The following is a 13,765-nucleotide window of genomic DNA, read 5'->3' on the forward strand; positions in this document are numbered from 1 at the left end:
AGTGGCGTCTCACCTCATGGAATGATGGCGAAAACATCTATTGATTCTGCTTTTCACCATGACCATGCTGCTGTTTCCAATTCTCTTGGGCGTTCTCATGTAAATATGGATAAATGTCTTGTTTCACCGTTTGCTCAAATACTTCTTCATCTAAAATACTGTACGCCGGAATCTTGATCAATTTCCCATCTATTTTACGAATGAGCACATCCATGAACAGAAATCCCCTAATACTGTAACGATGCCTGCGCATATCAATAGATTGTATGTCTTGAAAAGGGATTGTTTGTTGCCGGTATAAAACAGCGCCATTCTCTCCACGCTGAATGCGAAAAATCACATTTCCCCTCTTCGTAAAAGCCGGAAGAATCATCAAAAAAGAGATCCACCCATAGACAATGCCTAATAATCCGCCTAAAAATAAAAACAACGTATAATTCGATTCAAATGTAAGAGCTTCTGAAAATAACCAAATACCGATGATGCCAAACCCGCCCGTTGCTAAGAATGCCCATACTCTTAGAAAGGGTCTGCTCCTCACTTCTATTACTTCACTTGGATTCAAGCGCCATTCTCCTTTTCTCCATTAGAATATAGAACGTAATCCGTCCCTATGAGCCGTCTCTATCCGAAATTCATTTTCCTTCATGCCCGACACTAGCCAAGAATGCTTCTGCCCCGGAATAACAAATATCATAGACTCTACATCCGGCGTATTATTTTTATCATAAGTGACCTTCATCAAAGAATCCATTTTTCCTCTTCTGACCCTTACATCAGAAACAAATGCCCGCACAAGCTCTTGGTTCTCGGCTTTATTTAGAAAAGAAGGCCAATCATCATTCCCTTGACTGGCTTGTTCTAACAGCAGTTCAAATTCTTCCGCCTGCAAATTGATGACTGGTGTGAGGTGTTCACTCATGTGTATGTTCAAAAAGGTTGTCACTTGCTCCACAGTCTGCTGATCGTCTTTTAGTTTGTGAATCTGATGCACTTGTTGATCATAAAGCGTATGGTGTGAATACACACCTGCCTGAGTCGTATGAAAGGACGTACTGATCTCTTCATCTAATGCACCAAACCTTGAAGCTTTCACGGTATGTGATGCATCGTTCATGGCCTGAATAAAATGCCGGTATTTTTCTTTATAACGGTATTGTCTATTTCGAAATTCCAGCACGTCTTTTGCCAGCAAAGAGCGACATGCAATTTCAAATAAAAATCCAAGACGTTCATCCTCTACATCTGGATAATAGGCTTCCTTTAAAGACATCCCTTGCTCAAAATAGCCTTCACTGTAAAAACTAAAGATGAGTTCCTCGATACTTAGACTTAGCTGATCCAACTTGATCTCTCCTTATCCAAAAGAAAATGCGCCCTTCAAGAAATCACCTGCACCTTTCAACAGCGAATCTGCGGTTTCTTTTGTTTTTTCTATTCCTTTATGTATCACCTGATTTGCTTGATCAATGGTGTCATTGACTGCTTTAACACCTTGACCTGCCAGTTCAAATGCTTTTTTTCCTTTATCGACAACCGCATGAATTGGGTCTTTTAATTTCACTGCGACCTGTTCTGCAAAACCAGAAGTAAGCTTGGCGACTTTTTCACCAATAAAGCCACCTACTGCTGATCCTATCGCACCGCCAACCACTGTTCCAATCGGTCCTGCAAAGCTTCCAAGAGCGCCGCCCACAACAGCACCTGCAACAGATCCGCCTGCAATAAAGACCGTATTATTCACTGCATTTCCAACAGCCTTTGCATTTTCACGCTTGAGAACTTCTGGCTGATCCCCAAATTCCGCATAGTTCTCCGCAATTTTCAGACCGCAGCCAACCGTTTCTGTTGCACCCGTGACGACCGTTGCAATGATGGCATTTCCTTTCGCAAACCTTGCACCATTTTTCAGAACAGACTTGATGCCAGCTGTGTCCTTCCAATTGATACTTCCTTTTGTGAAATCACGTACACTGTTCGTGAACGCAACTGTATCGCTAGGATAAAATTTCGTAAATTTCTTATGGACCAGGTCAGCCATCGACCAATTGGATCGTTTTAATAATTCTTTTTTACTCAGCCAAATCCTTGCCAGCCGGTCAAATCTCGTACCTTCTACCCGTCCGGTCACATCAAGAAGGAGCTTTGAATGCTGCGCAGCATATCGGCCATTTTCTTTAATAAAAGTCGTCATTCCAAGCCCATAGTATTTTGCCTGCATCATCACAATACCAGCTAGGCTCGTGAGTGTACCATATTGATCATACAGACTGTACATTTTCCTTAAAATATCATCAGCTTCGACCATTTTATCCGTTGCATGACGAATGGCAATGTCGTCACTGCTCAATTTGCTCATTAAGGCTTGTCCAGAACCCCATGCATCTCCTACTCCAGAAAAACAGCTTCGATAACGGGGATCACAGCCTAGGATGAGGCCATCCAGTTCACTATGTAAATCGTGGTGCTTTGTTTCGATGGCCGAAAGCTCTCCTACAAAATCATTCGCCAGCCCTGTCAACTGATCTGGATCTACTACAATGTCACGCGCCATCACATCATCTCCCTTCTCGGTTTCTTTCTCTCCGTTCTTCTCGCCTTTTTCGCTCAAGCTCTTCCATTCTGGCGATTTCAGCTTTACGTTCCTCGATTTTAACAGCAGCATCTCGCAGTTCCTGACTTGTTTCAAGCAAGTCCTTTTCAAATTGATCATAGCGTACCGCTGTTTCCTCAAAGCTTTGATCAAATTTATCTCTTGCTTCCCCTTGCCAGCCTGATCCAACTGCCTTCAGCCGATTCTCAAGCAGCTGCTTCGACTGCCGAATGCCATCAGCGGCTTCCTGGAACTTTTGAGCGAGTGCAAGTGTTTGACTAGAATCCAACTTTCGCACCCCTTTCTCCCAAATTAACGTACAAATGGATGATTTTATATGTCCTCATTATAAATAAAAAGACACCCAAAAAAATCACCCTAAAGAACCATTCAGCACATCACAAAATAAAAGTAGGTCTTTTTCCTCTCTAATTGTCAGAGAAAGCCTTTCTTGTTATGAAGCGCATTCAAGACATGATAAAATGAACATATTCTACAAAAGGAGTGACGTATTGATGAAAGAGGAAATGATCCAGCGATTCACAAGTTATGTAAAAGTGGATACACAGTCTGATGCAGACATAGAGAGCTGCCCATCCACTGAAGGACAGCTGAACTTAGCAAGGCAGCTTGTTGAAGAGATGAAATCCATCGGCATTCAAGAAGTGACAATGGATGAAAACGGTTATGTCATGGGCACGATCCCATCTAACACAGACAAAGAAGTGCCAACCATTGGCTTCCTGGCTCATATCGACACAGCCACTGACTTCACTGGCAAGAACGTGAAACCGCAGATTCATGAGAACTATCAAGGCGGGGACATCACGTTAAACGAAGATCTACATATCGTACTATCTCCAGCACAGTTTCCAAATTTACAAAAATACCAAGGACATACGCTCATCACGACTGATGGCACGACCCTGCTTGGTGCAGATAACAAAGCAGGTATCGCAGAAATTATGACCGCCATGCATTACCTGATTGAGCATCCAGAAATCAAACATGGAAAAATTCGTGTCGCCTTCACACCAGATGAAGAGATCGGCAGAGGACCTCACAAATTCGATGTTGATGCCTTTGGCGCTTCTTATGCTTATACGATTGACGGTGGCCCGCTAGGAGAGCTTCAATATGAAAGCTTCAACGCCGCAGGTGCAAAAGTATCAATTAAAGGAAACAACGTCCATCCAGGGACAGCAAAAGACAAAATGGTCAGTGCTGCAAAGATCGGCATGCTCTTTCACAACAAACTTCCTTCAGATGAATCTCCAGAATACACAGAAGGATACGAAGGCTTTTTCCACCTCACAAGATTTGTAGGAGAAGTAGAAGAAGCAGAGTTGCAATATATTATTCGTGATTTTGATAAAGAGAAATTCAACAAGCGCAAAGCACTATTTGAAAAAATCGCAAACGACTTAAAAGCGGTCTACGGCGAAAACAGCATCACCCTTAGCATTCAGGATCAATATTACAATATGAGAGAAAAAATTGAGCCAGTCAAACATATCGTAGACATCGCTCATGAAGCCATGGAAAACCGCTCAGTGACACCTGTCATTGAACCAATCCGCGGCGGTACAGATGGCTCACAGCTTTCATATAAAGGACTTCCAACGCCAAACATCTTTACTGGCGGGGAAAACTTCCACGGTAAATATGAATTCATCTCTGTAGAGAACATGCTGAAAGCGTCAGAAGTGATCGTGGAAATTGCACGTTTATTTGAAGAAAAAGCATAAACATGTTTACAACCGTTCCTGTTCGGGAACGGTTTTTTAATAAAAGTTTACAATTTTCTGAAACTTTTATGACACTTAATCGTACTAATAGAGACAACCCCAGAAAAATTCTTCTTGACGAGTGAAATAACTGGAAATATAATAGTTAAAAACAACCAGTATTTTAGACCTAAAAAAACAGCTAGAATAAACCTTTAGAACTAAACGCTATTTGCTAACTATTTTCAGTTATAAACATCACTCACCCTGTCTACACTTAAAGAATAGGATGAATTGGAGGAATGTCATATGATGATTTTATTGATTATCGCTTCACTTTGCTGCTACTTACTATTCTCTTTCAAAAAAGATAACCGCACCCAAAAACGAAAAAGCGCAGAGCTTTCGGAGTTTGAAATCTTTCGTATGCGCCGCCACTACAACGGCAAACGCCGTCACCCACTAAACGATGCACCCAAACAAGTATAAATGTAAAAGAAGAGCCTCATCATCAGGGGCTCTTTTTATGTATAAAAAAACGACCAAATTCATGGCCGTTTCTCTTGTTTATTTATACACCTTCGCAGGTACTTGAATCATAGGAATTCCTACATAGTACGGTGAAATTTCATATGGCTGGAAGACAACAGCGATTCCCTTTTTCGTGAAGTAGTACTGCGTGTCGTAGCCGATTTGAATATCGCTTTTTTTCAGATTCGCATAGAATTTACTTTTATGCTTCTTTGTGTAGTTATAGATATAATCTCTTACTTTTGTACGCTTTTTCTTTGTTTTTACCACATCTGTAAAGTACAGTTGCTTTGTTTTTTTCTTTGTTAACACATAGTTCATGCTCGTAACCATCGTATCCCCGTGCATACTACCGTCATTCATGTAATCATAGTTTAGAATACTTAGTTTCTTCCCATTATTAAATTTCGTTTTAAACGATCTCTCGTATGTGATCTTCCCAATACCTTCTTTTTTCGCTTCGTCCTTTAAGAACAAATACGTAGAGTAGGAAAATGCGATATCTTCTTTTAAATCATGATTGATGGTTTTCATATGCGCTTTACTAAGGTTTTTCACCTGTGCATATTTAAACGTTTTTTTCTTTTTATAATAGTGTGTGCTTACTTTTGCTTTTTTCACTTGTTTGGCATCCGCAGATCCAACTGGCGCAAACATTGAAACAATCAGCGAAAAAATGAGCAGGCTGATCGTTAGGCCTTTTTTCATTGTCATAGTAAAAACCCCCATTTTTGTCTATTACCAATTGAGTATACCATGACAAAAGAACCAAAAGAAGTGTTTTCTTCCATATTATTCTTTATTTTTCATGTGAGGTTTGTTTACCGTTTTCATAAGTTCCTGTATGCTTAAGATAGAATGTTAGATGAAGTGTGGTGTTTATCATAGAAGAGAATATTTTTAGTCATATCCGGACAACATTTCATAGTTTGTCCCCTACCCAGAAAAAGATTGCCAATTACATTTTACAAAACCCTCAGAAAGTTGTGCTTCATTCGATTAGTGCACTCGCTGCTGAATGCAACACAAGTGAAACGACGATCTTTCGTTTTCTGCGAAAAATTGGCTATGAGTCCTATCAAGTGTTTCGTGTCCATGTCGCGCAGGATATTGCGACCAATACGCCTCAATCCATATACGGTGAGATCGAAGCATCTGATAGTGTCGCAGATATTAAACATAAGGTCATAGAATTAACAACCAACTCTATTCAGGATATGAAACATATTTTAGAAGACCAAGCTGTGACACAATTTATTGAGCAAATGAAACAGGCTCATAAAACCGTCTTCTTTGGAGCAGGTGCCTCCAGTTTTATTGCCGGAGATGCCTATCATAAGTTTCTCCAACTTGGCTTTGAAGTGAGTCTATGTAGTGATCCTCATATGATGAATATGATTGCAACACATGCAACGGAACATGATTTTATCGTCGCGATCTCACATTCAGGGGAAAGTAGAGAAATCCTTGATGCCGTGCAATTTGCAAAGGAAAAAGGTGCAACGGTCGCCTCGATCACGAGCTATCCGAAATCAGAGCTCGCCAAGAAATCCGACTTTCATCTGCTCAGTTCATCGAGAGAAACAACCTATCGTTCTGACTCAATGATTTCTCGTATTAATCAGCTTGTGATTATTGATGTTTTGTACGTCGCAGCTGTTTTAGAATTAGGATCAAATGCAATCGACAACGTCAAACGTTCTCGATTAGCTGTAGCTAAAAATAAAACATAATCGACCATAGACCGGAGCTGTTTCCGGTCTTTTTTTTGTGACTTTTCTCATATTTTCCGTTGACACATTCCTATTTCGTCATGTACATTAAATGAACAATAGTTTATTTCCTACTATTAAATTAAAAAGATAGTATATATACTAACAAAAAGAAAAGAAAGCGCTTTTTGTAAGGGGTTTCTAAATAGGAGGCGGACAAAATGGCAAAGCAAATTGGATTCATTGGATTAGGCATTATGGGGAAACCTATGGCACTCAATCTATTAAAAGCCGGTCATACTGTGACTGTTTTCGATATTCATACAGAAGCTGTTCTAGCATTAAAAGAAGTGGGCGCAAATGCCGCTGCATCAGCTGCTGAGGCAGCATCTGAAAGCGATATCATCATCACGATGCTTCCAAAAGGTGAGCATGTAGAAGCAGTCGTAGCAGGTGAACAAGGCATATTGGCTGCAGCAAAACCTGGCACGATCATTATAGATATGAGCTCTATTTCACCTGTTACTTCTAGAGCATTAGCGGCACTGGCAAAACAGCATCAGGTCGAATTTATCGATGCTCCTGTCAGTGGCGGAGAGCCAAAGGCGATAGACGGGACACTTGCGATTATGGCGGGCGGAGAAGAAGAGATCTTTGAACAAGTAAAGGATGTCCTCTATGCGATGGGCACAGATGTCGTATTAGTTGGATCAAATGGAAGCGGGACAACCGCTAAGCTTGCGAATCAAATCATCGTCAACTTAAATATCGCTGCCATGTCCGAGGCACTCGTTCTTGCCGCTAAGTCTGGCATTGCGATTGATAAAATGTATGAAGCCATCCGAGGTGGACTGGCAGGAAGTGCTGTCCTCGATGCGAAGGTTCCCCTCATTTTAGAACGAAACTTTGAGCCTGGTGGACGTATTGACATCAACTTAAAGGATTTAACCAATGTCATGGAAACCGCCCATGATATCTGCGTTCCTCTCCCGCTTTCTAGTCAGCTGCTGGAAATCTTCCACGCCCTCAAAGCGGACGGAAAGTCTGGACTTGATCACGGCGGGATCGTTCAATATTACGAAAAAATGGCTCATGTTGAAGTGAAGAAAGGATGAGGTTCTATGAAACAAAGCATTGAGATACTAAATGCCATTCCGAAAGCGGATTCAGACCGCATTCAATCAGCATACGAACAAGCACTAAACCATTTTCACCATAAAGTGATTGTATTAGACGATGACCCAACAGGCATTCAAACCGTGCACGGCGTCTCTGTTTTCACCGATTGGTCAGAGAAAAGCATTGAGGCTGGTTTTCTTGAAGACAGCCGTATGTTCTTTATCTTAACCAACTCTCGCAGTATGACAGAGAAAGAAACGGCGGTTCTTCATGAAACGATCGCATCAACGATTGTGAAAACGGCTGAACAGCTTGATCAAGATTTCATCATTGTCAGCCGGGGGGATTCCACCCTGCGTGGACATTTCCCACTGGAGACTGAAATTCTCAGAACGACCATTGAACAGCAAAGCTCCCGCCAATTTGACGGCGAAATTCTTCTTCCCTTTTTTAAAGAAGGCGGCCGCTTTACGATTGGCAATATTCACTACGTACAGGAAGGTCACGAATTAATTCCTGCTGGTGACACAGAATTTGCATTGGATCGTACATTCGGATTTCAATCTTCTCACCTCGGAGAATGGATCGAAGAGAAATCAAACGGATCGTTCACTAAGGAAAACACTACTTATATTTCTTTAGAAGATATCCGGGCTTTACGTATTGAACAAATCAAGGATCAGCTGATGACCGTGAAGGATTTTCAAAAAGTAGTTGTAAATGCAGTGGACTATGACGATGTCAAAGTCTTTGTCGTTGCCCTCATAGATGCTATCAAAGCAGGTCAGCACTTTCTATTTAGAAGTGCGGCAGCTCTCACAAAAGTGCTTGGCGGTGTTGAGGATCAAGTACTATTAACTAGACAAGACTTAATACAGGAAGAAAGCACGCACGGTGGCCTCATCATGGTCGGTTCCCATGTCAAAAAAACAACCGAACAATTGCGAGCGCTGCAGCAAAATGAAGACATCGCATTTATTGAATTTGATACACACCTCGTGTTAGAACCTGAAGCATTTCAAGAGGAAATTGACCGCGTGATTCAACAAACTGAAAGGCTTTTAACAACCGGGCAATCGGTTGCTGTTTATACAAGGAGAGAACGGCTTGATCTTGGGGACGATCGTCAAGAGGAAGAATTGAAGCTGTCTGTTCAGATTAGTGATGCTGTGACAAGCATTGTTCAGCGACTCTCCATTCGCCCTAAGTACCTTATTGCCAAAGGTGGAATCACCTCAAGTGATATTGGAACAAGAGGACTCAGCGTCAAACGTGCGACTGTCGCAGGTCAAATCAGACCAGGTATTCCCGTTTGGCAAACAGGAGAAGAAAGTAAATTCCCATTCATGTCTTATGTGATTTTCCCGGGAAATGTTGGCTCAAAGGATACGTTAAAAGAAGCAGTAGACATACTTGAAGGATAAAGCAGAGGGAGCGTTCACGCTCCCTTATGCAGCACAAAGGAGGAAAGATCATGTCGTTAGTTTTTATCGGACTTGGCGTTTTGTTATTACTTTTACTCATGGTTGTCTTTAAGTTAAACGCTTTCATTTCGTTGATTATTGTCTCTTTAATCGTTGCCGTTTTAGAAGGCATGTCACCACTTGAAGCGATTGCTTCAGTCGAAAAAGGGCTTGGAAGTACACTCGGCCATCTGGCGTTGGTTCTTGGCTTTGGAGCGATGCTTGGTAAATTGATGGCTGATTCTGGCGGTGCTCAGCGTATTGCCATGACACTCATCGACCGCTTTGGTATCGGGAAAATTCAATGGGCGACGATGCTGACTGGATTTGTTATCGGAATTGCTCTATTTTATGAAACCGGATTCATTATTCTTATTCCATTAGTCTTTACCATTGCTCAAGCCGCAAGACTCCCTGTGTTGTATGTGGGAATGCCGCTCGTCGCTGCACTCATTACAACACATGGCTTCCTCCCTCCTCACCCAGGGCCAACAGCCATTGCCAATGTATTTCAAGCCAACATGGGACAAACCTTATTGGTTGGAATTATTTTAGCCATTCCTGCTGTTTTAGTAGGCGGACTTTTGTTTACGAAACTATTTAAGAAAGATCAACTGCATGCACACATTCCAAAGGACTTGTTTAATCCAAAGGAATTTACAGAAGAGGAAATGCCAAGCTTCGGCATTAGTATTTTCACCGCTATTTTACCTGTATTGCTCATGACATTCAGAGCATGTTTAGAAATTTTCTTCCCGTCCTCTCCACTGCTACCGGCGGCTGAGTTTTTAGGTGAGCCGGCGATTGCCCTATTAATCTCTGTGCTGCTTGCCATCTACACATTTGGTCTTGGCAGAGGAAAGAGCATGCAGGACGTCATGAAGTCGATTACGGATTCAATTGGCTCCATTGCGATGATTCTATTGATCATTGCAGGTGGCGGCGCCTTTAAACAGGTGCTCATTGACAGCGGCGTTGATCAATACATTGCAGGGATTATGCAAGGAAGCACACTGTCTCCTCTGCTCCTCACTTGGCTGATTGCAGCTGTCCTTCGTGTCTCTTTAGGGTCAGCGACTGTTGCGGGTCTCACAGCAGCTGGCATTTCTGCACCGCTGATTGGTTTGACGGGAGTCAGCCCAGAATTAATGGTGATTGCAACAGGCGCCGGCAGTATAACATTCTCTCATGTGAATGATGCAGGTTTCTGGATTTACAAAGAATACTTTAATTTGTCGATGGCTCAAACTTTTAAAACGTGGACATTAATGGTGACTGTTCTATCACTTGTTGGATTAGCAGGTGTTCTCGTCGCTGATTTGTTTATGTAGGAAAATAAATAGTAAAAACCATTGACTTTTTCTCGAAAAGATTGAATAATTGTGTTTATTAAGAAAATTGAATCAAAGGTAACCTTATTAAGAGTGGTGGAGGGACTGGCCCTGTGAAACCCGGCAACCGCTGTTCCTAGGAACAGAATGGTGCTAATTCCTTAAGCAAGCTGATGCTTGTTTGAAGATAAGGCAGAGATCTCACAGTATATGATGCTCTTCCTTATCCAAGGAAGAGCTTTTTTATTTGATTTATAACCTGAAGAAAGAAGGGATTCAGCATGACACAAGTACAAACCATTGGTAAGAAAACAATAAAGCCGCCATTTCGCGCAGATCAAGTAGGGAGTTTACTTCGTTCTGATCGCATCAAAGAAGCTCGTAAGCAAAAGGCAGACGGTACACTGATAGCAGAACAGCTCAGACAAATTGAAAACGAAGAAATCACTCGTATTGTAGAGAAGCAAAAGGAAATTGGATTAGAGGTTGTCACAGATGGAGAATTCAGACGTGCATGGTGGCATTTTGACTTTCTAGAAGGGCTTGATGGGGTCGAAGGATTTGAAGCAGACCAAGGCATTCAATTCCACAATACGACGACAAAAGCGAGAGGCATCAAAGTAACAGGTAAGATTGATTTTACTGATCATCCAATGCTAGAGGATTATCGCTTCCTTCACAGCATCGCGGGTGATCATACGGCTAAAATGACGATTCCAAGTCCGAATATGCTCTTTTTCCGTGGAAAGCTTGAAGAAGGTGTGTACGACAGCTTAGATGATTTTCACCATGACGTGGCACAAGCTTATAAAAAAGCCATCCGTGCTTTTTATGATGCAGGCTGCCGTTACTTACAGCTAGATGATACAGCTTGGGCTGTGTTCTTTTCTGAAAAAGGACATGAACAAATCAAAGCTTTTGGCCGCGAGGAAGATGAACTGCGTGAATCGTTTGCGAAAACAATCAATGAAGCGGTTGCCGATCGACCAGATGATTTAGTGATCACCATGCACATTTGCCGTGGTAACTTTAAATCAACTTGGGCAGCCGAAGGTGGTTATGAGGCAGCGGCAGAAACGATTTTTGCCGGTCTGGATTTGGATGGTCTCTTTTTAGAATTCGACGATGACCGTTCTGGCGGATTTGAACCCCTGCGTTATGTGAAGAATCCAAACCTTCAAATCGTACTAGGTCTTGTCACTTCAAAGTACGGCGAACTTGAACCCGTCGAACAGATCAAAAGACGAATCGAGGAAGCAGCTCAATATGTGGACATCAACCAAATCTGTTTGAGCCCACAATGCGGATTTGCCTCAACAGAGGAAGGGAACTTGTTAACAGAAGAACAGCAATGGGAAAAGCTGCGTCATGTGATTGAGATTGCGGATCAAGTGTGGAAATAACACATCTAGTTCTAAGCTCTCAAAGCCTAGGGGTTAAAAAAAGAACTGCCAATAAGCAGTTCTTTTTTAGTTACGTAATCTTGATACGATATTTTCTTGTGACAGTTCTTTCTTCATACGTTTTGTGATAATGTATCGCACAAACCATTTATTTAATAGAACCAAGACAAGTAGAAGTCCAACAGCTGTTCCGCCAATCCATAGAATGATCTCTCCCGGTAATTGTCCTAGCAGGAAAGCACCCAAGACAGCAATGAATAGTAACGCAACAATATACACTTTTAGGTTCATCTTATCTATACTACGATAGAATTGCTTGATCATATCCTTTGATGACATCCCATTTAAATACAAGGACAACAAATCTCGATTCAAAATACTAATCAGTGTATGCATCTGGCCTCGATAAATAAAAGTAATCACCACAAATAAAATGATCTGAAATACGACAAGCAGCAAAAATGACAATTTTGAATTAGCAACTAGTTTCTCTAGCCCTTGCGCTTGATAGTATACAAAAACATCTTCTTCATCAAACATTCGATCAAACTGGTTCACAAATTCATAAATATCCTCGGTTTTATTTAAATTAACAATGAGTGTTCTAACACCATCGTAGTTCTCACCAATCTTAATTTGATTACTTAGCTTTTTATACAGATCAGGTGATAAGTAACTGTAATCTTTTAAGAAATAGTTCCCTTCTCCTTTGTAGTAATCAATATTCGCTTTTAATGGTTCCACTTCACCATCAAAAACTTTTATTTTTTTACCTTTAAATCTTTCTGGAAGCAGGATAGTGTTTTCTTTTAGATCTCCTTCATAACTAACAGCCTCTTTTGTTGTCGGATTGAATGATAAAGCCGACAATATATCCGTTTCTCCATTTGCTTCAATAGATAACGAGACGTCATATTCATAGACAATGTCTTTGACATTCGGCATACGCTTAATTTTATCTGTATCGTACTGATACTCACCAGTTTTCGAATATCCATTAATTAAAACCATTGATAGACGATCATTAGTCAATACGTTTTTATAAATATTATCAGCTGAGATCAGGATAGTAAATATAGAAAAAAAGATTAACATCAGTAAAACAAAATTCAAAACAGCTAATTTTCTCAGGGTCGGTCGATGTTTCTTTTTTAAATACTCAAAGACGAATGTTGTTTTCATATGGATTGGTCCTTTTTATTCAAGTCTTCAAATCGAAGGACGACATCAGCATGTTGCACAACGGTATCAGAATGTGTAACGACTAAAATGGTCCTCGTTTTCTTCAATTCAGATAACATACCAAGCATCATCTGAATATTATCTTTATCAAGGTTATTTGTTGGTTCATCTAATAGAATCAATGAATAATCAAACAGCATGATTTTCAAAAAAGCCGCGCGCTGCCTTTCTCCCCCTGATAAGTTGCTCACTGTGACATCAATTTTCTCGCTCATTTTGAGCTTCGCAGCCTGTTCTTCTAATCTTTCATTTGAGATTTCTTGTTCGTTAATTAATGAGATAACGTGTAGATTTTCTCTGACAGTTAAAGACTCAATCAAGTTCAAATCCTGAAAAAAATAGGCGATTTTTTTGCGGTAATTATCAATCTGTTCTTGATTTGTAAAATCAATGGGCTGATTGAACAACGTCATCTTCCCAGTACTCGGTTTTTGAATCAATGCAATAATATTAATAAATGTCGTCTTCCCACTACCACTTTCTCCATGAAGGGCATAAAGGCCAGAGCCTTGAATATGTAAAGACAAATTTTTTAAGATGGTTGCATTCCCATATTGAAAGCTAAGATTGTCGACCTTTAAAATCGACGTATCTTCCTTATTATCTAAGTTCACTTGCCATCTCAATCCCTTCTAAATAAATTA

General features: G+C 40.9%; 14 protein-coding genes and 1 riboswitch. Of the genes, 7 read left to right on the top strand and 7 right to left on the bottom strand.

Annotation, left to right across the window (positions count from 1 at the left end):
- Positions 1–37: 37 nt before the first annotated feature.
- The 4 genes from ABG082_RS18175 to ABG082_RS18190 are packed head-to-tail and all read right to left on the bottom strand — an operon-like array spanning position 38 to position 2,882.
- On the bottom strand, positions 38–565 hold the full coding sequence (locus ABG082_RS18175) for a YfjD family protein (protein WP_348936355.1): 528 nt from the start codon (positions 563–565) through the stop codon (positions 38–40).
- 21 nt (positions 566–586) lie between these two features.
- The gene (locus tag ABG082_RS18180) at positions 587–1,345 is read right to left on the bottom strand and encodes a hypothetical protein (protein ID WP_348936356.1); all 759 of its coding nucleotides are present in this window, start codon (positions 1,343–1,345) and stop codon (positions 587–589) included.
- Between the two features lie 12 nt (positions 1,346–1,357).
- Positions 1,358–2,554 carry a glycine zipper domain-containing protein gene (locus tag ABG082_RS18185; RefSeq protein ID WP_017358662.1) on the bottom strand — a complete coding sequence of 399 codons (1,197 nt, stop codon included), beginning with the start codon at positions 2,552–2,554 and terminating at the stop codon, positions 1,358–1,360.
- Between the two features lie 4 nt (positions 2,555–2,558).
- A complete protein-coding gene (locus ABG082_RS18190) occupies positions 2,559–2,882 on the bottom strand; it encodes a WXG100 family type VII secretion target (protein WP_019743650.1) in 324 nt (107 codons plus the stop codon).
- A gap of 226 nt (positions 2,883–3,108) precedes the next feature.
- Here ABG082_RS18190 and pepT point away from each other — a divergent pair, with 226 nt between their 5' ends.
- The gene (gene pepT / locus ABG082_RS18195; protein WP_008345662.1) at positions 3,109–4,341 is read left to right on the top strand and encodes a peptidase T; all 1,233 of its coding nucleotides are present in this window, start codon (positions 3,109–3,111) and stop codon (positions 4,339–4,341) included.
- Between the two features lie 288 nt (positions 4,342–4,629).
- On the top strand, positions 4,630–4,809 hold the full coding sequence (locus tag ABG082_RS18200; protein ID WP_008345664.1) for a hypothetical protein: 180 nt from the start codon (positions 4,630–4,632) through the stop codon (positions 4,807–4,809).
- Between the two features lie 78 nt (positions 4,810–4,887).
- Here ABG082_RS18200 and ABG082_RS18205 read toward each other — a convergent pair whose 3' ends face one another.
- Complete coding sequence (locus tag ABG082_RS18205) at positions 4,888–5,565, bottom strand: DUF3298 domain-containing protein (RefSeq protein ID WP_348936357.1); 678 nt, start codon at positions 5,563–5,565, stop codon at positions 4,888–4,890.
- A 161-nt stretch (positions 5,566–5,726) separates the two neighbouring features.
- Between ABG082_RS18205 and ABG082_RS18210 the strand changes: the two genes are divergently transcribed.
- The 5 genes from ABG082_RS18210 (at position 5,727) to ABG082_RS18230 (ending at position 11,879) form a co-directional block, all read left to right on the top strand.
- Positions 5,727–6,584, top strand: a complete 858-nt coding sequence (locus ABG082_RS18210) for a MurR/RpiR family transcriptional regulator (RefSeq protein ID WP_017368342.1) — start codon at positions 5,727–5,729, stop codon at positions 6,582–6,584.
- Positions 6,585–6,784: 200 nt separating this feature from the next.
- A complete protein-coding gene (gene garR, locus ABG082_RS18215; protein WP_348936358.1) occupies positions 6,785–7,678 on the top strand; it encodes a 2-hydroxy-3-oxopropionate reductase in 894 nt (297 codons plus the stop codon).
- A 6-nt stretch (positions 7,679–7,684) separates the two neighbouring features.
- Positions 7,685–9,106, top strand: coding sequence for a four-carbon acid sugar kinase family protein (locus ABG082_RS18220; protein ID WP_348936359.1), 1,422 nt, complete (start codon positions 7,685–7,687; stop codon positions 9,104–9,106).
- Between the two features lie 50 nt (positions 9,107–9,156).
- The gene (locus tag ABG082_RS18225) at positions 9,157–10,476 is read left to right on the top strand and encodes a gluconate:H+ symporter (RefSeq protein WP_008345676.1); all 1,320 of its coding nucleotides are present in this window, start codon (positions 9,157–9,159) and stop codon (positions 10,474–10,476) included.
- A gap of 81 nt (positions 10,477–10,557) precedes the next feature.
- Positions 10,558–10,670: riboswitch (SAM riboswitch) on the top strand.
- A gap of 87 nt (positions 10,671–10,757) precedes the next feature.
- Positions 10,758–11,879, top strand: coding sequence for a 5-methyltetrahydropteroyltriglutamate--homocysteine S-methyltransferase (locus ABG082_RS18230; protein ID WP_348936360.1), 1,122 nt, complete (start codon positions 10,758–10,760; stop codon positions 11,877–11,879).
- Between the two features lie 66 nt (positions 11,880–11,945).
- On the opposite strand, the gene ABG082_RS18235 is transcribed toward ABG082_RS18230, so the two are convergent.
- Entirely contained in the window at positions 11,946–12,890 is a 945-nt protein-coding gene (locus ABG082_RS18235) for a hypothetical protein (protein WP_008345681.1), read from the bottom strand.
- A 167-nt stretch (positions 12,891–13,057) separates the two neighbouring features.
- Positions 13,058–13,747 carry an ATP-binding cassette domain-containing protein gene (locus ABG082_RS18240; protein WP_348936361.1) on the bottom strand — a complete coding sequence of 230 codons (690 nt, stop codon included), beginning with the start codon at positions 13,745–13,747 and terminating at the stop codon, positions 13,058–13,060.
- Positions 13,748–13,765: the final 18 nt, after the last annotated feature.

The organism is Bacillus sp. BS1807G30 (genome assembly GCF_040047675.1).
GTDB classification, from domain to species: Bacteria; Bacillota; Bacilli; order Bacillales; family Bacillaceae; genus Bacillus; species Bacillus altitudinis.